General features: G+C 71.5%; 11 protein-coding genes. 2 read left to right on the forward strand and 9 right to left on the reverse strand.

Going from position 1 to position 20,547, the window contains the following annotated elements:
- Positions 1–88: 88 nt before the first annotated feature.
- From aceE to G6045_RS27665, 6 genes are all read right to left on the reverse strand, one after another.
- Positions 89–2,773 carry a pyruvate dehydrogenase (acetyl-transferring), homodimeric type gene (gene aceE, locus G6045_RS27640; protein WP_165334841.1) on the reverse strand — a complete coding sequence of 895 codons (2,685 nt, stop codon included), beginning with the start codon at positions 2,771–2,773 and terminating at the stop codon, positions 89–91.
- Positions 2,774–3,090: 317 nt separating this feature from the next.
- Entirely contained in the window at positions 3,091–3,723 is a 633-nt protein-coding gene (locus G6045_RS27645; RefSeq protein ID WP_165334842.1) for a GntR family transcriptional regulator, read from the reverse strand.
- Positions 3,724–3,875: 152 nt separating this feature from the next.
- Complete coding sequence (gene sucB / locus G6045_RS27650) at positions 3,876–5,279, reverse strand: 2-oxoglutarate dehydrogenase, E2 component, dihydrolipoamide succinyltransferase (protein WP_235968344.1); 1,404 nt, start codon at positions 5,277–5,279, stop codon at positions 3,876–3,878.
- A gap of 52 nt (positions 5,280–5,331) precedes the next feature.
- Positions 5,332–6,720 carry a dihydrolipoyl dehydrogenase gene (gene lpdA, locus G6045_RS27655; RefSeq protein ID WP_165334843.1) on the reverse strand — a complete coding sequence of 463 codons (1,389 nt, stop codon included), beginning with the start codon at positions 6,718–6,720 and terminating at the stop codon, positions 5,332–5,334.
- 366 nt (positions 6,721–7,086) lie between these two features.
- Positions 7,087–8,622, reverse strand: coding sequence for a leucyl aminopeptidase (locus tag G6045_RS27660; protein WP_165334844.1), 1,536 nt, complete (start codon positions 8,620–8,622; stop codon positions 7,087–7,089).
- Positions 8,623–8,804: 182 nt separating this feature from the next.
- A complete protein-coding gene (locus G6045_RS27665) occupies positions 8,805–9,605 on the reverse strand; it encodes an adenosylcobinamide-GDP ribazoletransferase (protein ID WP_165334845.1) in 801 nt (266 codons plus the stop codon).
- Between the two features lie 88 nt (positions 9,606–9,693).
- Here G6045_RS27665 and G6045_RS27670 point away from each other — a divergent pair, with 88 nt between their 5' ends.
- On the forward strand, positions 9,694–10,503 hold the full coding sequence (locus G6045_RS27670) for a hypothetical protein (protein ID WP_328707920.1): 810 nt from the start codon (positions 9,694–9,696) through the stop codon (positions 10,501–10,503).
- On the opposite strand, the gene G6045_RS40960 is transcribed toward G6045_RS27670, so the two are convergent.
- From G6045_RS40960 to G6045_RS27685, 3 genes are all read right to left on the reverse strand, one after another.
- Positions 10,398–11,138, reverse strand: a complete 741-nt coding sequence (locus tag G6045_RS40960; protein ID WP_328707921.1) for a hypothetical protein — start codon at positions 11,136–11,138, stop codon at positions 10,398–10,400. The genes G6045_RS27670 and G6045_RS40960 overlap by 106 nt on opposite strands.
- Positions 11,135–12,895, reverse strand: a complete 1,761-nt coding sequence (locus tag G6045_RS27680; RefSeq protein WP_165334846.1) for a phosphatidylglycerol lysyltransferase domain-containing protein — start codon at positions 12,893–12,895, stop codon at positions 11,135–11,137. The genes G6045_RS40960 and G6045_RS27680 overlap by 4 nt, the downstream gene beginning before the upstream one ends.
- 91 nt (positions 12,896–12,986) lie before the next feature.
- Positions 12,987–14,114, reverse strand: a complete 1,128-nt coding sequence (locus G6045_RS27685) for a nicotinate-nucleotide--dimethylbenzimidazole phosphoribosyltransferase (RefSeq protein WP_165334847.1) — start codon at positions 14,112–14,114, stop codon at positions 12,987–12,989.
- A gap of 253 nt (positions 14,115–14,367) precedes the next feature.
- Here G6045_RS27685 and G6045_RS27690 point away from each other — a divergent pair.
- The coding region (locus G6045_RS27690; protein WP_328707922.1) for a polyketide synthase at positions 14,368–20,547 on the forward strand (6,180 nt) is incomplete at its 3' end.

The raw sequence follows: 20,547 nt of genomic DNA on the forward strand, positions 1-20,547 counted from the left end.
CACCCACCCAGCCGCACCCATCAAAGCAAGCGGCCCCCCACCGCACCAAGTGCGACAGGGGACCGCTACCCGAAAGCGAGCTGCGGGCTCAGAGCCCGTAACGCTCCCGCGCTTCCTTGACCGCCGAGGCCGGCACCTCGCCGCGGCGGGCGAGCTGGGCCAGGGAGGCGACCACGATGGACTCGGCGTCGATGCCGAAGTGGCGGCGGGCCGCGTCGCGGGTGTCCGAGAGGCCGAAGCCGTCGGCGCCGAGCGAGGTGTAGTCCTGCTCGACCCACTGCGCGATCTGGTCCGGGACCTGGCGCATGTAGTCGCTGACCGCGAGCACCGGGCCCTCGGCGCCGGCGAGCGCCTGGCGCACGTACGGGACGCGCTCCTCGCCGCGGAGCAGGGCCTCGTCCGCCTCCAGGGCGTCGCGGCGCAGCTCGGTCCACGAGGTGGCGGACCATACGTCGGCCGAGACACCCCACTCCTCGGCGAGCATCCGCTGCGCCTTGAGGGCCCAGTGGATGGCCGTACCGGAGGAGAGCAGCTGGATCCGCGCGGCGTTCGCCGGGACCGAAACCCCCGCCGACTCGGCCGTGTTGAAGCGGTACAGACCGCGCACGATGCCCTCGTCCACGCCGGCCGGCTTGGCGGGCTGCGGCATCGGCTCGTTGTAGACGGTCAGGTAGTAGAAGATGTCCTCGGGCTTCTCGCCGTACATCCGCTCCAGACCGCTCTTCACGATCGCCGAGACCTCGTACGCGAAGGCCGGGTCGTACGTGAGCGCCGCCGGGTTGGTGGCCGCGATCACCGGCGAGTGGCCGTCCGCGTGCTGAAGACCCTCACCCGTCAGCGTCGTACGGCCGGCGGTGGCGCCGATCAGGAAGCCCTTGCCGAGCTGGTCGGCGAGCTGCCACATCTGGTCGGCCGTGCGCTGCCAGCCGAACATCGAGTAGAAGATGTAGAACGGGATCATCGTCTCGCCGTGCGTGGAGTACGCGGTCGACGCGGCGATGAAGTCGGCCATCGAACCGGCCTCGGTGATCCCCTCGTTGAGGATCTGGCCGTCCTTGGCCTCGCGGTAGTACATCAGCTGGTCGCGGTCGACCGGCTCGTACGTCTGGCCCTTGGGCGAGTAGATGCCGAGCGAGGGGAAGAGCGACTCCATACCGAAGGTACGGGCCTCGTCCGGGACGATCGGGACCCAGCGCTTGCCGGTCTCCTTGTCGCGCATCAGGTCCTTGACCAGGCGCACGAACGCCATAGTCGTGGCGACCGACTGCGAGCCGGAGCCCTTGTCGAAGGACGTGAACGCCTTCTCGGACTGCGCGGGCAGCGGGCCCACCGCGTGCATACGACGCGTCGGGGCCGGACCGCCGAGGGCGGCGCGACGCTCCTGGAGGTAGCGGACCTCGGGGGAGTCGGCGCCCGGGTGGCCGTAGGGCACCTGGCCGTCCACGAACTGGGCGTCACTGATCGGCAGTTCGAGCAGGTCACGCATGTTCTTGAACTCGTCGTTCGTGAGCTTCTTCATCTGGTGGTTCGCGTTCTTCGACGCGAAGCCCTCACCGAGGGTGAAGCCCTTGACGGTCTGCGCCAGGATCACGGTCGGCGCGCCCTTGTGGGCGAGCGCGGCCTTGTACGCGGCGTACACCTTGCGCGGCTCGTGGCCACCACGCGACAGGTGGAAGCACTCGAGGATCTTGTCGTCACTCAGCAGCTTCGCCATCTCGACGAGCGCCGGGTCCTTGCCGAAGAAGTCCTCGCGGATGTACGCGGCATCGCGGGTCTGGTACGTCTGCACCTGCGCGTCCGGCACCTCACGGATGCGGCGGACCAGGGCGCCGGTGGTGTCGAGCTTGAACAGCTCGTCCCAGGCGTTGCCCCACAGGGACTTGACGACGTTCCAGCCGGCGCCGCGGAACTGGGCCTCAAGCTCCTGCACGATCTTGAAGTTGGCGCGCACCGGGCCGTCGAGGCGCTGCAGGTTGCAGTTGATGACGAAGGTCAGGTTGTCCAGACCCTCGCGCGAGGCCAGTGCGAGTGCCGCGGTCGACTCGGGCTCGTCCATCTCGCCGTCACCGAGGAACGCCCACACGTGGGACTGCGAGACGTCCTTGATGCCGCGGTTGGTCAGGTAGCGGTTGAAGCGCGCCTGGTAGATCGCGGAGAGCGGGCCGAGACCCATGGAGACCGTCGGGAACTCCCACAGCCACGGCAGACGCCGCGGGTGCGGGTACGAGGGGAGGCCCTGGCCGCCGGCCTCCTGGCGGAAGTGGTCGAGGTGCGACTCGTTCAGACGGCCGTCGAGGAACGCGCGGGCGTAGATGCCGGGCGACGCGTGGCCCTGGACGTAGATCTGGTCGCCGGAGCCGTCCTGCTCCTTGCCGCGGAAGAAGTGGTTGAAGCCGGTCTCGTACAGCCAGGCCGCGGACGCGAAGGTCGCGATGTGGCCGCCGACGCCGTACTTGCTTCCCCGGGTCACCATCGCGGCCGCGTTCCAGCGGTTCCACGCGGTGATCTTGCGCTCCATCTCCTCGTCGCCCTGGATCGTGGGCTCGGCGGAGGTGGGGATGGTGTTGACGTAGTCCGTCTCCAGCAGACGGGGGAGGGCGAGGCCCGCCTCCTCGGCGTGCTGGAGGGTGCGGCGCATCAGGTACTCGGCGCGGTGCGCACCGGCGTGCTCGCTCACCGCGTCCAGGGAGGCCGCCCACTCGGCGGTCTCCTCCGGGTCGCGGTCCGGCAGCTGGTCGAGCTGGCTCGGGAGCTTGCCTACGGGGTCGGTCATGTTCGCCGCCTTCCGGACAGGATCTCCTCCTGTCCGCAGGCGACCGGTGGTCGGTCGTACGTCAGGAGAGACGGGGTGTTGATGGGCCCTGGCTGGCAGGACAGGGCGAGGACTGTGTGCAGTCCGCCGTCGAGAGTAAGCCGCTGATCGATGATCGATCAAAGCGTCGAAGGCAAAAACTTCTCGATAACGAGAAGTCGGCACGGGGTGTCAGCTTGACGGGCACAGGGTGCCGGGCATAAAGGGCAATCCGGGCGCTAGTTTGCGGGCGGGTGGGCGCAGTTGAGCAGGTCAGGCCGCTGGGCCTGACGGTTGGCTCACTCCGCGGCCGGCGCCGGAGCGCAGCCCAGGACGTGCTGCTTGACCAGGAGGCCGATGTCCGGGTCCCGGTTCTGGAACGCCTCCACCAGAGCCTGGTGCTCCTCCGCGTACGACTGCTGGACCGTGCCCAGCCAGCGGATGGACAGCGCGGTGAAGACCTCGATGCCCAGGCCCTCCCAGGTGTGCAGGAGCACCGAGTTGCCCGCCGCACGGACCATCTCCCGGTGGAACGCGACCGTGTGCCGGACCTGGCCCGTGCCGTCCGCCTCGCGGTCGGCCACGTACAGCGCCTCGACATGGGGCGAGAGCGCCGAGCAGTCGACGGCCAGCTTCTCCGCCGCCAGCTCCGCCGCGATCTGCTCGAGACCCGCCCGTACGGGATAGGACTCCTCCAGATCGGCCGCGGACAGATTCCGCACCCGCACACCCTTGTTGGGTGCCGACTCGATCAGGCGCAGGGACTCCAGCTCGCGCAGCGCCTCGCGTACGGGCGTCTGGCTGACCTCCAGCTCGACGGCGATGCGGCGCTCCACGATCCGCTCGCCGGGCTGCCAGCGACCGCTCACGATGCCCTCCACGATGTGCTCGCGGATCTGCTCGCGCAGCGATTGGACGACAGGCGCGGTCATGCGGTGGCTCCTTCTGCGAGGGCGCGAACCCTGCGTGCGCGGGCTCGACCCCCAAACAATACGGCTGTGCCCCCGCCCGGAAACCTCCGGACGGGGGCACAGATGGCACTGAGTGACGAGCCTTACACGGCTCGACGGTGCATGTCGCCCGATTACAGACCGAGCTCGACCTCGAACTCGCCGGCCTCGAGGATCTGCTTGACCGTGGTCAGGTAGCGGGCGGCGTCCGCGCCATCCACCAGACGGTGGTCGTACGACAGGGTCAGGTAGACCATGTCGCGGATGGCGATCGTCTCGCCGAGGTCCGGGTGGTTGATGACCACCGGGCGCTTGACGGTGGCGCCGATGCCGAGGATGCCGACCTGGTTCGGGGGCACGATGATCGTGTCGAACAGGGCGCCGCGCGAACCGGTGTTGGAGATGGTGAAGGTCGCACCGGACAGCTCGTCCGGGGTGATCTTCGACGCGCGGACCTTGTTGGCGAGCTCGGCCGTGGCCTTGGAGATACCGGCCAGGTTGAGGTCGCCCGCACCCTTGATGACCGGGGTCATCAGGCCCTTCTCGGAGTCCACGGCGATGCCGATGTTCTCCGAGTCGTGGTACGTGATCGTGCCCTCGTCCTCGTTGATCCGGGCGTTGACGACCGCGTGGACCTTCAGCGCCTGGGCCGCGGCCTTGACGAAGAACGGCATCGGGGACAGCTTGACGCCCTCACGGGCGGCGAAGGAGTCCTTGGCCTTGGCGCGCAGCTTCATGATCTTGGTGACATCCACCTCGATCATGGAGGACAGCTGAGCCTGTCCGTGCAGCGCCTTCATCATGTTGTCGCCGATGACCTTGCGCATGCGGGTCATCTTGACGGTCTGACCGCGCAGCTCGGACGCTTCGATGGCCGGGGCCTTCAAAGGGGCGGCCGGAGCGGCAGCAGCAGCGGCCGGAGCCGGCGCGGCGGCCTTCGCGGCCTCGGCGGCGGCGATGACGTCCTGCTTGCGGATACGGCCGCCGACGCCGGTGCCCTTGACAGCGCTCAGGTCGACACCGTTCTCGGAGGCGAGCTTGCGCACCAGCGGCGTGACGTACGCACCGTCGTCCGCGGGCTGAGCCGCGGCGGGCGCGGCCGGAGCCGGAGCGGCGGGCTGAGCCGGGGCAGCGGGCGCCGGAGCGGCCGGAGCCGGAGCGGCGGCCTGCGGAGCCGGGGCAGCGGGAGCCGGAGCCGGAGTGGGCGCCGGCGCCTGAGCCGCCGGGGCGGCGGGCTGGGCCGGAGCCTCCTGCGCCGGGGCGGCGGGCGCGGCCGGAGCGGCAGCGGCCGGGGCGGCACCCGGTGCACCGATGACGGCGAGCTTGGCGCCGACCTCGGCGGTCTCGTCCTCACCGACCACGATCTCGAGCAGCACACCGGAGGTGGGCGACGGGATCTCGGTGTCGACCTTGTCCGTGGAGACCTCGAGCAGCGGCTCATCGGCCTCGACGCGCTCGCCCTCGGCCTTCAGCCAACGGGTGACAGTGCCCTCGGTGACGCTCTCGCCGAGCGCCGGAAGGGTTACGGAAACCGCCATGGTTTCTGTTGCTCCTTACGAAATTGCGGAAGTTTGGGAGCCCCGAGGGCTGTTAGTCGTGGGAGTGCAGCGGCTTGCCGGCCAGCGCCAGGTGAGCCTCGCCGAGCGCCTCGTTCTGCGTCGGGTGCGCGTGGATCAGCTGCGCGACCTCGGCGGGCAGCGCCTCCCAGTTGTAGATCAGCTGGGCTTCGCCGACCTGCTCGCCCATACGGTCACCGACCATGTGGACGCCGACGACGGCACCGTCCTTGACCTGGACCAGCTTGATCTCACCGGCGGTCTTGAGGATCTTCGACTTGCCGTTGCCCGCCAGGTTGTACTTGAGGGCGACGACCTTGTCCGCACCGTAGATCTCCTTGGCCTTGGCCTCGGAGAGACCGACCGAGGCGACCTCGGGGTGGCAGTACGTCACCTTCGGCACACCGTCGTAGTCGATCGGGACGACCTTCATCCCGGCCAGACGCTCTGCCACCAGGATGCCCTCGGCGAAGCCGACGTGCGCGAGCTGGAGAGTGGGGACGAGGTCACCGACGGCCGAGACGGTCGGCACGTTGGTCTGCATGTACTCGTCGACGAGGACGTAGCCGCGGTCCATCGCGACGCCCTGCTCCTCGTAACCGAGACCCTGCGAGACCGGGCCGCGGCCGATGGCGACCAGGAGGACCTCGGCCTCGAAGGTCTTGCCGTCGGCGAGGGTGACCTTGACGCCGTTCTGGGTGTACTCGGCGGACTGGAAGAACGTGCCGAGGTTGAACTTGATGCCGCGCTTGCGGAAGGCGCGCTCCAGGATCTTGGAGCTGTTCTCGTCCTCGACCGGGACGAGGTGCTTGAGGCCCTCGACGATGGTGATGTCGGCACCGAAGGACTTCCACGCCGAGGCGAACTCGACGCCGATGACGCCGCCGCCCAGGATGATCGCGGACTCCGGGACGCGGTCCAGGACGAGCGCGTGGTCCGAGGAGATGATGCGGTTGCCGTCGATCTCCAGACCCGGCAGCGACTTCGGCACGGAGCCGGTCGCGAGAAGAATGTGGCGGCCCTGGATGCGCTGGCCGTTCACGTCCACCGAGGTGGGCGACGACAGGCGGCCCTCACCCTCGATGTACGTCACCTTGCGGGAGGCGACAAGACCCTGCAGGCCCTTGTACAGGCCGGAGATCACGTCGTCCTTGTACTTGTGGACGGCCGCGATGTCGATGCCCTCGAAGGTGGACTTCACACCGAACTGGGCGCTCTCGCGGGTCTGGTCCGCGACCTCGCCGGCGTGCAGCAGCGCCTTGGTGGGAATGCAGCCGTTGTGCAGGCAGGTGCCGCCGAGCTTGTTCTTCTCGATCAGGGCGACGTCCAGACCAAGCTGAGAGGCGCGCAGGGCCGCGGCGTATCCGCCGCTACCGCCGCCGAGAATCACTAGGTCGAAAACGGTGCTGGCGTCGTTCGCCACGTCACGTCCTCCATGCATGTGCGCCGGTCGGCGGTCCTCACTGACCGCGCGGCGGCTTTTGGTGTTCGGCCGCTTGTCCTTCGGCCCTGTGGTGGGGGCCCTGTCCTGCCACAGGCCATCTTCGCACTTGTCGGCGGGCGGTGGGACGTCGGGCCGCAGTGCGAGACGTTTGATCGATCACAGGACAAGGTCACCGCAGCGTATGTCCCTGTGGATTTCGTTCAGGGCGAAACTTTTCCTACGGGGTGTCCGGTCTGCGACCGCTCATGCCCGCGGCCCCCGGACACGAAGGCCGGGCATGCCTGCGGCCCCGGACACCAAGCCCGGGGCCGCAGGTCACACACGTACTGCCGGTGGAGGAGAACCTCAGCCGAGGTCGCCCGCCGCCGTGCGCTCGGCGAGCGCCACCAGGGTGCGCACTCCGGTACCGGTGCCGCCCTTGGGGGTGTAGCCGAAGGGGGCGCCCTCGTTGAAGGCCGGGCCCGCGAGGTCCACGTGGGCCCAGGTGATGCCCTCGCCCACGAACTCGCGCAGGAACAGACCGGCCACCAGGCCGCCGCCCATCCGCTCGCCCATGTTGGCGATGTCGGCGGTCGGCGAGTCCATGCCCTTGAGCAGGTGCTCGGGCAGCGGCATCGGCCAGGCCGGCTCGCCGGACGCCTCGGCGATCTCGTACAGGGAGGTACGGAACGCGTCGTCGTTGGCCATGACGCCGAAGGTGCGCGAGCCGAGCGCGACCATCATCGCGCCGGTCAGGGTCGCGACGTCCACGATCGCGTCGGGCTTGTCCTCGGAGGCCTTGGCGATCGCGTCGGCCAGGACCAGACGGCCCTCGGCGTCGGTGTTCAGGACCTCGACGGTCTTGCCCGAGTACATGCGCAGGACGTCACCGGGGCGGGTGGCGGAGCCGGACGGCATGTTCTCGGCGAGCGCCAGCCAGCCGGTGACGTTCACCTCGAGGCCGAGCCGGGCGGCCGCGACGACGGCGGCGAGCACGGCGGCGGCGCCGGACATGTCGCACTTCATCGTCTCGTTGTGGCCCGCCGGCTTCAGCGAGATGCCGCCCGAGTCGTACGTGATGCCCTTGCCCACGAAGGCCAGGTGCTTCTTGGCCTTGGCGTGCGTGTAGGAGAGCTTCACCAGACGCGGCGGGGAGTCCGAGCCCGCGCCGACGCCGAGGATGCCGCCGTAGCCGCCCTTGGTGAGCGCCTTCTCGTCGAGCACCTGCACCTTGATGCCGTGCTCCTTGCCGGCGGCCGTGGCCACGGCGGCGAAGGCCTCCGGATCGAGGTCGTTCGGCGGGGTGTTGATCAGGTCGCGGGCGCGGTTGAGCTCCTCGGCCACGGCGGTGGCGCGCTCGATCGCGGCCTTGGCGGCCTTGTCGCGCGGCTTGGTCCCGAGGATCGCGGCCTCGGCCAGCGGGCCCTTGCCGTTCTTCTTGGCGGAGGCCTTCGGCGCGGAGCCGTTCTCCTTGTACGCGTCGAAGGAGTACGCGCCGAGCAGTACGCCCTCGCCGATCGCCCCGACCTCGTCGGCACTCTCGGCGGGCAGCGCGAACGCGGCCTTCTTCGTACCCGACAGCGCGCGGGCGGCCACGCCGGCCGCGAAGCGCAGCGTCTCGGTGTCGAAGGACTCGCCCTTCTCGGGCACCGCGCCGAGTCCGACTGCCAGCACCAGCGGGGCCTTGAGGCCGTCGGGCGCGGGGAGCTTGGTCACCTCGCCCTCGCCGCCTGAGGCGCCGAGGGTCTCGAGGACGGTGGCGAGCTTGCCGCCGAAGGCCTTCTCGACGGCGTCGGCGCCGGGCGCGACGACGGGGCCCTTGTCGCCCTTGGCGACTCCGACGACGAGCGCGTCGGCCTTGAGGCCGGCCGCGGCGGCGGTGCTGAGAGTCAGAGCAGTCACTGTGGTGAGTTCTCGCTTCCGTTGTGGTGGGGCTGTGTCCCCCGGTGAGCCTACGCTTGCGTCGTGGTGGGGGCGCGTGCGGCGCCGGGGGCGACGAATAGGAGCGCCCGGAAACCCCGGATGCGTCCACTTTCAAGTCTCCCGCCCCGTATCTCCCGGCACCGAACTTCGTTCGGATCGCCTCAAACGCCGACGGAGCCGAAGGCGAGCACCACCAGGGCCGCCGTCACCGCCGTCTCCGCCACCGCCCCGAACACGTCACCGGTGATCCCCCCGAACCGCCGCACACACCTGCGCAGCAGCAACTCGCCCGCCACGAGCGCGCCCACCACCGCGAGCACCCCGTGCGGCACCCCCACCGTGCCGTAACCCGCCCCACCCGCAAGGCAGATGACCAGTACGGCGACCAGGGCCGCCGACCGCTGCGGCACCGTTCCGGCCACCGCCGCCCCGAGGCCCTCCGGGCGCGCGGCGGGTACGGCGGGGCGTGAGGCCAGCGTCAGGGCCGTGCGGCCCGCGACATGGGCCACGGCTGCGGCGACCGCGCCGTACGCCCAGCCGCCCTCCTCGTACAACTGGAAGAAGACCGCGACCTGAGCGAGCAGCGCGAAGAGGAGCGTGACGACGCCGAACGGGCCGATGTCCGAGCGCTTCATGATCGTGAGCGCCTCGTCGGCCGGCTTGCCGCTGCCGAGGCCGTCCGCCGTGTCCGCGAGCCCGTCGAGGTGCAGGGCCCGCGTCAGCAGCGCGGGGACGGCCGTGGTCGCGACGGCGGCGAGCAGGGCGCCCGTGCCGAGGAGCAGCAGGAGCCCGCCGAGCGCCGCCGAGCACAGGCCGACGACCAGGCCGGCGAGGGGCGCGCACAGCATGCCGACGCGCGCGGCCGCCCGGTCCCAGCGCTCCACCCGTACCGGCAGCACGGTGAGCGTGCCGAAGGCGAAGCGCACACCATCAAGGAGACGAGCGGGGTCCTGTTGAGTCACCGCGGCAGGCTAACCGCCGTCCGCGCGCGTAAGTTTGCGCATACGTCAGGAAAGTGGCGCATACCGGGACAGGCAGGGAGGGCGTGGCGTGGATCACTGGTGGAACCGGAACATCCTCGAACCGGGGAAGCTGCCACTGCTGCTCGCGCTGGTCTCCTTCGTCCTGTCGTTCCTGGTGACGCGGATCATCACGCGGATGATCCGGGCGGGCAAGGGCCCGTTCGGCAATGTGAAGGCCGGCGATCTGCACATCCATCACGTCGTGCCCGGCATCATCCTGACGATCATCGGCGGCTTCGGCGCGGTCGCCGCCGGCCGGCACAGTTTCGGCTCGCTCGTCTCCGCGGTGCTCTTCGGGCTCGGTGCGGGGCTCGTGCTCGACGAGTTCGCGCTGATCCTGCATCTCGACGACGTGTACTGGAGCGAGGCGGGCCGCAAGAGCGTGGAGATCGTGGTGCTCACCGCGGCCCTGGTGGCGCTGGTGCTCGGCGGTTTCCTGCCGTTCGGCGTCGATGAACTCACCACCGAGGAACGGCACAGCCGCGTCTTCGTCGTGATGAACACCGCCACGAACTTCTTCTTCGCGCTCATCGCCCTCGCCAAGGGCAAACCGCGGATGGCGCTGTTCGGGATCGTGGTGCCGGGTGTGGCGATGTTCGGTGCGATCCGGCTCGCCCGCCCCGGTTCGCCCTGGTGGAAGCTCTTCTACCGGAACCGTCCGAAGGCCCGCTCGAAGGGCGGCCTGCGCGCCTACCGCCATGACCGCCGCTGGTCGAAGCCGCGGCGGAAGGTTCAGGAACTGCTCGGCGGCCGTTTCGACGCGGAGCCAGGGCGCGGCTCGGTGGTCGACCCCGACCCGGCCCCCGGCCCCGACCACATGCCCGAACGGCGGCGCTGACGCAGCGCGGAGACACCGCACAGGAGCAGCACCGCGACGATCGCCGCGAGGTGTTCCCGGCCCGCGAGGTTGTCGTCGATCACCGTCTCGGCGACCATCGCGCCGATCACGAGGGCCATGGTGAACCAGGCCCGGTAGCGCCAGCACACGAAGACCGCGAGGCCCACCACCGCCGCCGAAGGTCCGGTGTCGACCACCTGCGCGTCCGAGGCGGGCAGCCCGAGCGGACGGTCCTCGCCGAGCCAGATCCCGAGCCGTGCGTACAGCGTGCCGGCCAGCGTCGCCACGTATCCGATGACGAGCATCCGCCACCAGCCGAGCGTGATCTCCGCGATCCCGAACACAAGCAGGATCTGCCCGAGCGCTCCCCAGACCGGCAGATCGAGCGCCGGTACGAACAGGGAGAGAGGCGTGCGCAGGAGCGCGAGCCAGAGCGGGTCCTCGGCGCGCACGGAGCCGAGGTTCTGGACGAACTGGTAGCCCCACTCCTGATTCTGGACGTACTGCATCAGCGCGGTCAGGCAGACCGCGGCGAGCGTCACCGGGATGGCGCGCCACTTCTTCGTACGGAGGCCGTCGCGTACGGCCCGGTACAGCGGGCCCCACTCCGCCCGTACGACGCCCGCGGGGCTCACCGGTGCGACTCCAGGTGGCGCCGGTGCAGCCACTTGGGCAGCCCGGGGGCCTCCAGGAAGCCTTCCGCGCGAGCCGCCGCGACCCCGATCCGGACCAGATCGCCGCTCTTCTCGAAGAGCAGGAACCGCGGCTCCCAGATCGGCCGGTACTTGGCGTTCGCGCGGTACAGCGACTCGATCTGCCACCAGCGCGAGCAGAAGCTGAGCAGCGAACGCCACAGACGGAGCACGGGGCCCGCGCCGATCCGGGCGCCGCGTTCGAAGACCGAGCGGAACATCGCGAAGTTCAGGGAGACCTGCGCGATGCCGATCTCGCCGGACCGCCTGAGCAGTTCGATGACCATGAACTCCATCAGGCCGTTGTCGGCGTCCCGGTCACGTCGCATCAGATCGAGCGACAGGCCCTTCGGGCCCCAGGGCACGAAGGACTGCAACGCCCTCAACTCGCCCTCGCCATCGGTGCATTCGACCATCACGCACCATCCGTCCTCCGGGTCGCCGAGCCGCCCGAGCGCCATCGAGAACCCGCGCTCGGTGGCGCCGTCGCGCCAGTCGTCGGCCCTTTGCAGGAGATACGAGAGCTCCTCGGCCGGAATGTCCTCGTGCCGTCGAATCCGGACCCGGTAGCCGGCGCGCTGCACCCGGTTGTGGGCCTGGCGGACGGTGCGCATCGCCCGGCCCTCCAGAGTGAACTCCGCGGTCTCGACGAGTGCTTCATCACCCAGCTCCAGTGCGTCGAGCCCGTGCCGCGCATAGATCGTGCCGCCTTCTTCGCTCGCCCCGATCACCGCGGGCGCCCAGCCGTGCTCCCGTGCCTCCGTGAGCCACGGTTCGATCGCGCCCGGCCAGGCCTCGGGATCGCCGAGCGGATCACCGGACGCGAGCGAGACACCGCCGACGACGCGGTACGTGACGGCCGCCTTGCCGCTGGGGGACCACACGACGCTCTTGTCGCGGCGCAGCGCGAAGTAGCCCAGCGAATCGCGTTCGCCCTGGCGGCCGAGGATTTCGCGCAGCCGCTTCTCGTCGTCCTCGGTCAGCGGATCCACGGCGCGGCGCGAGCGGAACGCGGCGTACAGGACGGCGAGCAGCAGCCCCGTGCTCAGGACGTTGATGGAGACGTCGACCCAACCGGGCGTCGTGATCGTCGGGTGCGCCTCGTCGGCCGCGAGCGAGACCAGACGTACGGTCCCGTACCGCCAGCGCTCGACGAATCCGGCGGTGCGGCCCTGGTCGGTGACGGTGACCAGGAGCGCCGCGAGCAGCGAGGTGACGAGCAGTCCGCCGGCGCCGACGGCCGCGGCCAGCTTCGGGTTGGAGCGGTCGCCCTTCGCGTAGAACTCCTTGCGGCCGATCACGAGCGCGCCGACGAAGGCGGCGGTCAGGCCGAGCGAGACCCAGTTCTGCGGGTGCCGGCGGATCTCGGGGAAGAGCAGCGCGAAGGCGAAGAGCGCCAGGAACGAGCCGCTGAGCACGGAGTTGAGGATCCACGCCGCGCGTTTGCGGCGCCGCATCGTGACCGCGAGGAAGAGCGTGAACAGGCCCGAGGCGAAGCCCGCCGTCAGCAGATACGGGGTGAAGAAGTCATCGGTGTTGTGGCGCCGCAGATCCTGCGCGAAGGAGACCCAGAAGGCGCTCAGGAAGTTCAGGAACGCGACGCCCCGCAGATACCAGACGGCGAAGCCCGCCGCCCGTCTGCGGTGCGCCGCCGCCCGCAGCTCGGCGGCGGCTTCTGGCTCACGTCCGGCCTCTCCCATGAAAGCCGATCCTATGGGGCGAATCGGGCAATACGGGGTCAGGGGGCGCCATACGGCTCAGACGTGACGGAACCTCAGACGTGACGGATCCTCAGGCGAGGGGCTCGGGGTCGGTGTTGGTGTCGGTGTTGGCGGTGACAGCGGTCTCGTCGTCCGCGGGCTTCTCGTCGGGGAGCTCCCGCACCGGGAGTTCCGCCGCCAGTGCCGCCGCCGCGCGCACCATCGGCAGCGCGAGCAGAGCGCCCATGCCCTCGCCCGCCGTCACCCCGTGCGCGAGCAGCGGTTCGAGGGCGAGCCGGTCGAAGGCCTTGGCCTGGCCCGGCTCCCCGCTGGTCTGTCCGGCCAGCCACCAGTCCGGCGCGCGGAACGCGATGCGCTGGGCGACCAGGGCGCAGGACGCGGAGACCACACCGTCGAGCATCACCGGGGTGTGCCGGATCGCGCTCTGCAGCAGGAAGCCGGTGATCGCGGCGAGATCCGCGCCGCCGACCGTCTGCAGGAGCGCCAGCTGGTCGCCGAGTACGGGCCGTGCGCGGCGCAGCGCGTCGCGGATCGCGGCACACTTGCGCATCCAGGCCAGGTCGTCGATGGGCTGTCCGCCGCGCCCGGTGACCACCGAGGCGTCGGTGCCGCAGAGCGCGGCGACGAGGACTGCGGCCGGGGTGGTGCCGCCCACGCTGAGGTCGCCGAGCACCACCAGGTCCGTGCCCGCGTCGGCCTCTTCGTCGGCGATCGCCATGCCGGCGCGGAAGGCCTGCTCGGCCTCCTCGGCGGTGAGGGCGTCCTCGATGTCGATACGGCCCGACCCGCGCCGCACCCGGTAGCCGCCGACCTCGGCGGGCAGCGCCTCGGGGTCGCAGTCGAGCGCCACGTCCACCACGCGCACCGGCACCTCGGCGTGCCGGGCGAGCACGGCGACCGGGCTCGCACCGTCGAGCACCGCGCGCACCAGCTCGCTCGCGCTGCCGGCCGCCCGTGCGGAGACGCCGAGTCCGGCCACGCCGTGGTCGCCCGCGAACAGCAGCACCTTCGGCTGCCGCACGGGCTTGACCGGCACGGAGCCCTGGGCCGCGGCGAGCCACTCGCCGAGCTCGTCGAGCCGGCCGAGCGCGCCGGGCGGCACCGCGAGGCGGCCGCGGCGTTCCTCGGCGTCCCGGCGTACGCCGCCGTCGGGGCGCTCGATCAGATCGGCGAAGTCATCGAGATTCAGCGCGCTCATGTGGCTGAACGTTACCGGGGGCGGTGGCGGGGTCCAGGGGTGGCCCGGGAGTCGCGGGAGCGGGCGGGCCGACACGTCCATCGCGTCCGCCTGACGATCCGTCAGCCCCAATGGCCGCACAGTTACGCCATGTGAAGCACTGACTCCGGAGCGTCATTGCGCGGCGGGTGGTGATCCCTTACGTTCCGGTTTGAGTCGGATTGTCGTACAGCAGCGCCCCGTACAAGACCCCGTACCAGAGGAGCCCGCTTCCGTGACGCAGACCGTCATCGGCGTCAGCCCGTTCGGTGAACCGAACCCGCGTCTCGCCGCCGCCGTCTCCCGAGCCGGCGGACTCGGTGTCCTGGACCTCGGCAGCGGCGGGCGCGCAGCCCGCGAGGCCCTCACGCTCGCCCGCCAGTGGGCGCCCGGCGCCTTCGGCGTCCGCATCGGCGCGGACTGCGCCCTCGACCCCGACGAGCTGCGCGACGCCGCAGGACCCCACACCGTCCTGCTCGCCCCCGACGCCCCGTACACCGTCGCGCAGATCCCCGCGTCCACGGTGCTCGTCGAGGTGCGCAGCGCCGCCGAGGCCGAGCGCGCCGTCGCCGACGGCGCCTCGGGAATCGTCGTACGAGGCAGTGAATGCGGCGGCCCCTGCGGGGAGTTGTCCACCTTCGTGCTGCTCCAGCGGGTGCTCGCGGCCCTCGATGACACGGTGCCCGTGTGGGCCTGCGGCGGCATCGGCCCGCACACCGCGGCCGCCGCCGTGCTCGCGGGCGCCACGGGCGTGGTGCTCGACGTCCAGCTCGCCCTGCTCGACGAGAGCGAGGGCGAGGTGCCGCCCGCCCTCGGCGCGTTCCTGCGCAGCGCGGACGGCTCCGAGACCGTGATCGTCGCCGGCCACCGCGTGCTCGACCGGCGCCGCCCCGGACTGCCCGAGGCGCTGCGCGCCGACCTGATGCCGCTCGGCCAGGACGCCTTCCTCGCGGCCCGGTTCGCCCAGCGGTACGGCACGGTCAAGGCCGCGCTCGCCGCCCTGACCCAAGGCATCGACACGGCGCTCGCCGCCGACGGCGACGCCCTGCGCGGCGGCTCCGCGATGTGCCGCGCGCTCGGCACCCCGCTGCCCGTCGCCCAGGGCCCGATGACCCGGGTCAGCGACCAGGCCCGGTTCGCCGCTGCCGTCGCGGACGGCGGCGGACTCCCGTTCATCGCGCTCGCCCTCGCCGGCCGCGAACAGACCCGCTCCATGCTGGAGCAGACCCGCGCAGCCCTCGGCGACCGCTCCTGGGGCGTGGGCATCCTCGGCTTCGCGCCCGAGGAGGTACGGACCGCCCAGCTCGAAGCCGTACGGGAACTGCGCCCCAGCCATGTCGTCATCGCCGGCGGCCGCCCCTCGCAGGCCGCCGCGCTCGAAGCCGACGGCATCGTCACCTTCCTGCACGTCCCCTCGCCCGGACTGCTCGGACAGTTCCTCGGCTCCGGTGCGCGCCGGTTCGTCTTCGAGGGCGCCGAGTGCGGCGGCCACATCGGGCCGCGCAACAGCTTCCCGCTGTGGGAGGCCCAACTCGCCGTACTGGAGGACTTCCTGGCCGCCGGCGACCTGGACCCGGCCGAGGTGCAGATCCTCTTCGCGGGCGGCATCCACGACGAGCGCTCCGCCGCCATGGTGGCCGCGCTCGCCGCGCCGCTCACCGCCAAGGGCGTCGCCACCGGTGTCCTGATGGGCACCGCCTACCTCTTCACCGAGGAGGCCGTGGCCTGCGGGGCGATCAGGCCGCTGTTCCAGCAGGCCGTCCTCGACGCCGAGTCCACCGAACTCCTGCACACCGCACCCGGCCACGCCACGCGCTGCGTGCCCAGCGCGTTCACCGGCGCCTACCAGTCGTACAAGGACGAGCTGCGCGAGCAGGGCGTGCCCGACCGGCAGGCCTGGGAGGAACTGGAGCGGCTCAACGTCGGACGGCTCAGGATCGCCAGCAAGGGCATCGAGCGGATCGGCGACGAACTCGTCGACGTGGACGAACAACGCCAGCTGGCCGACGGCATGTTCATGGCCGGCGAGGTCGCGGTCCTGCGCGGCGCCACCACCACGGTCGCCGAGCTCCACCACGGCGTCGCGGACCGGGCGGCGGACTACTACGCACGGCGCGTGGCCGCTCTCCGTACGGACCGGACGACCGAGGCGGTGACCGCGCCCGACGCCCTCGACATCGCCGTCGTCGGCATGTCCGCGATGTTCCCCGGCGCACCCGACCTCGACGCCTTCTGGGCGCAGATCCTCGCGGGCACCGACGCCGTCACCGAGGTCCCGGCCGACCGCTGGGATGCCGCCCTGCACTACGGCGAGGACGCCGAGGCCCACGACATCTCCGCCTCCAAGTGGGGCGGCTTCCTGCCGCGGATCCCCTTCGACCCGCTGGCGTACGGGATCCCGCCGGCCTCGCTCGCCAGCATCGAACCGGTCCAGCTGCTCGCCCTCGAAGCCGCCCGCAGGGCGCTGAAGGACGCCGGGCTCGACCGCAAGGACTTCCCGCGCGAGCGCACCTGCGTGGTCTTCGGCGCCGAGGCCGGCAGCGATACGTCGAATGCCACGACCCTGCGGACCGTGTTGCCGTCGTATCTCGGACGGCTCCCCGAAGGTATCGAGCAGCAGCTGCCGAAGCTGACCGAGGACTCCTTCCCGGGGCTCCTGTCCAACGTCATCTCCGGCCGGATCGCCAACCGCCTCGATCTCGGTGGCGCCAACTTCACCGTCGACGCCGCCTGTGCCTCCGCGCTCACCGCCGTCGACGTGGCCTGCAAGGAGCTGGTGTCCGGGGCCGCCGACGTCGCGCTGTGCGGAGGGGCCGATCTGCACAACGGCATCAACGACTTCCTGCTCTTCTCCTCCGTGCACGCCCTGTCCAAGACCGGCCGCTGCCGGCCCTTCGCCGCCGACGCCGACGGCATCGCACTCGGCGAGGGTGTGGCCTGCGTGGTCCTCAAGCGGCGCGTGGACGCCGAGCGGGACGGCGACCGGATCTACGCCGTGATCAAGGGCGTCGGCGCGGCCAGCGACGGCCGCTCCCTCGGCCTGACCGCCCCCCGCCCCGAAGGCCAGCGCGCCGCCCTGGAACGCGCCTACGCCCAGGCCCGTATCTCACCCGCCGACGTCGGCCTGGTCGAGGCGCACGGCACCGGCACCGTGGTCGGCGACCGCACCGAACTCACCGTCCTGTCCGAGGTGTTCACCGAGGCGGGCGCACAGAGCGGCGGCTGTGTCGTCGGCTCGGTGAAATCGCAGATCGGGCACACCAAGTGCGCCGCCGGACTCGCCGGACTCATCAAGACCGCCCTCGCCCTGCACACCGGGGTGCGCCCGCCGACCCTGCACGTCGAACAGCCCAACCCGGCCTGGTCCGAGGCGGACAGCCCGTTCGCCTTCCACGGGCGCGCCCTGCCCTGGGCGGAGCCGCCCGCGCGCAGGACCGCGGGAGTCAGCGCGTTCGGGTTCGGCGGCACCAACTTCCACGTCGTGCTCCAGGCATACGAAGGGGGCGCCCCGCCCCGGCAGGGCAGTGCGCAGTGGCCCGCCGAGCTCTTCGTCTTCCGCACCCGCGAAGCCGCCGAGGAGACCCTCGCGCTCGCCGAGTCCGGAGCCTGGCGGCTGCGCGACCTGGCCCTCTCCGCGGCCTGGCGCGCGGAGGCCGGTGCGCGGAAGCACTTCGGCGCCGTGGTGGCCGACTCCACCGATCAACTGTCTTCGCTGGTACGTGACTTGCTGGACGGAAAGCGAACAGCCGGCGTCTTCCCGGCCGCGGGCGAGCTCGGGGACGGCAAGGTCGCCTTCCTCTTCCCCGGTCAGGGCAGCCAGCGGCCCGGGATGCTCGCCGAGGTGTTCGCGGCCTTCCCCGGAACGCAGCGGCACCTGCTCGGCGCACCCGCCGACGTGATCTTCCCGCCCACCGCGTTCAGCGACACCGAGCGCACCGCCCAGCGGGCCCGCCTCACCGACACCCGCAACGCCCAGCCCGCACTCGGCGCCGTCTCGCTCGCCGCGTACGACGTGCTGACCCTCGCCGGCGTACGGCCCGACATGGCCGCCGGACACTCGTACGGCGAACTCGTCGCCCTGTGCGCGGCAGGCAGTATCGACCCCTCCGCACTCGCCGGCCTCAGCCGGGCCCGGGCCGAGGCGATCCTGGCCGCCACCGGGGACGACCCGGGGACGATGGCGGCGGTCGTGGCCTCCGCTGAGGAGACCGGACGGATCATCGTCGAGGCCGGACTCGCCGACCAGGTGGTGGCCGCGAACCACAACGCGCCCCGGCAGACGGTCATTTCGGGCCCCACGGCCGCCGTCGCCCAGGCAGTCGAGGCCCTGACCGCCGCCGGGTTCACCGCACGCCCGCTCCCGGTCGCCTGCGCCTTCCACAGCCCGCTCGTCGCCCGCGCTGTCCCGCGCTTCTCGTCCGCCCTGGCCGACTACGCGGTACGTGCCCCCGAGTTCCCGGTCTGGGCCAACCGCACCGGCACCCGCTACGCGGCCTCGCCCGCGGACGTACGGGTCCACCTCGCCGAACAGATCGGCGCACCGGTCCGCTTCGCCGAACAGGTCGAGGCCATGTACGACGCCGGAGCACGGGTCTTCGTCGAGGCCGGGCCCGGCACCGTGCTCACCGGTCTGGTCGGCCAGATCCTCGGCGACCGTCCGCACACCGCCGTGCCGTTCGAGCCACGGCCCGACGCCGGGCTCCGCGGCCATCTCGAAGCCCTCGCCCGGCTGTTCGCGGCCGGAGTGCCGGTCACGGCGGCGCCGCTGTGCGCGGGACGTGACGCGGTCCTCGCCGCGCGGGGTGCCGAACCCAAGCGGCCCGGCTGGACGGTCGACGGCCACCTGGTCCGCGCGGCCGACGGCAGCCCGCTGCCCGGGGCGCTGCAGCCCGCCCGACGGATTTCCCTGGAGACGAGTGTGCGTACGGACTGGACGGGCGACGGCGGGTTCGACGACCGCGAGGCGCTGCTGCGCGAATTCCTGCGGAACAGCCGGGAGATGGTGGCCGCGCAGCGGGATGTGCTCCTGACGTACTTCGGCGCGCCGGGTGCTTCGGCGGTGGCCGCGGCTCCGGCTGCCGCTGCGGCTCCCGCTGCGGTGGAGCTTCCGGTGCTCGAAGCCTCGGTGGTGTCGGTGGTCGCGGAGGCACCCGCTCCTGCGGCTGAGGCCGTCGCGGTCGTGCCCGCGGTGGATGTGCTTGCCACGGTGCTCGCGGTGATCGCCGAGCGGACCGGTTATCCGGTGGAGATGATCGAGCCGGATCTGGATCTGGAAGCGGATCTGAGCGTCGACTCGATCAAGCGGACCGAGATTGCCGGGGAGTTGGGGCGTCGGCTGCTCGGTTCCGGTGTGGATCTGCGCTCGCTGCCCGATGCGGAGCTTGAGGAGCTGACCCGGGCCCGTACGGCCGCGGGGATCGCGCAGTGGCTGCGGCCCCGGGTGGAGGAGACGGCGCCCGCACAAGCTGCTGTTCCCGCACCCGTGGCGGCCCGGCCGGCAGAGACCGTCGCGGTCGTGCCCGCGGTGGATGTGCTTGCCACGGTGCTCGCGGTGATCGCCGAGCGGACCGGATATCCGGTGGAGATGATCGAGCCGGATCTGGATCTGGAAGCGGATCTGAGCGTCGACTCGATCAAGCGGACGGAGATTGCGGGGGAGTTGGGGCGGCGGCTGCTCGGCTCCGGTGTGGATCTGCGGTCGCTGCCCGATGCGGAGCTGGAGGAGCTGACCCGGGCGCGTACGGCCGCGGGGATCGCGGAGTGGTTGTCGGTACGGGTCGGGGGAGCGGGCCAGGCTGCTCCGGCTGATGAGGTGCACACGGCGGGCGCCTCGGCCGGAGCGAACAAGCCCGCTCTCAGTACCCCTTCCACCACCACGGCTGCCCAGACGGTCGCGCCCGCCGACGCGGTCGCTCCGGGGCCGACAGCGGACGCAGCCTCATCTCACGGGTCCGATACGGAGATTCACGCACCGAGCGGCCTTCTCAACGGCGACCCTCTGGAGGATCCCGCTTGGGTAGGCCGCTCCGTCGACGCGGACGCGGTACGCAAGCTCCCCGACGCCCCCGCCGACGAGCCTGCCACCGGGCCGGCCCCCATGGAGCCCGCCGCCACCGCCTGGGACGCCCCGGCACCGCACCTTCCGGCCGACGCCGAGCCTCGGGCCCCGCACGCGGTCGCGAACGCCGACGCAGACGCCGAGTCCGTGACCGTACGGGCGGAAGCCTCCGCGCTCGTACAGCCGCAGGACCTCACGCTCGTACAGCCGCAAGACATCTCGCCCGTACACCCGCAGGACCTCACCCCCGTACAAGCACCCGAAAACCCCGGCCCGCAGCTAGCCCCCACGCCGCAAGCAACCCCCGAGGCCCCGGCACCCGAGCCCGAGCCCGCTCTCACCATCGCCGCCCCCAAG

The organism is Streptomyces mesophilus (genome assembly GCF_011044995.1).
GTDB classification, from domain to species: Bacteria; Actinomycetota; Actinomycetes; order Streptomycetales; family Streptomycetaceae; genus Streptomyces; species Streptomyces mesophilus.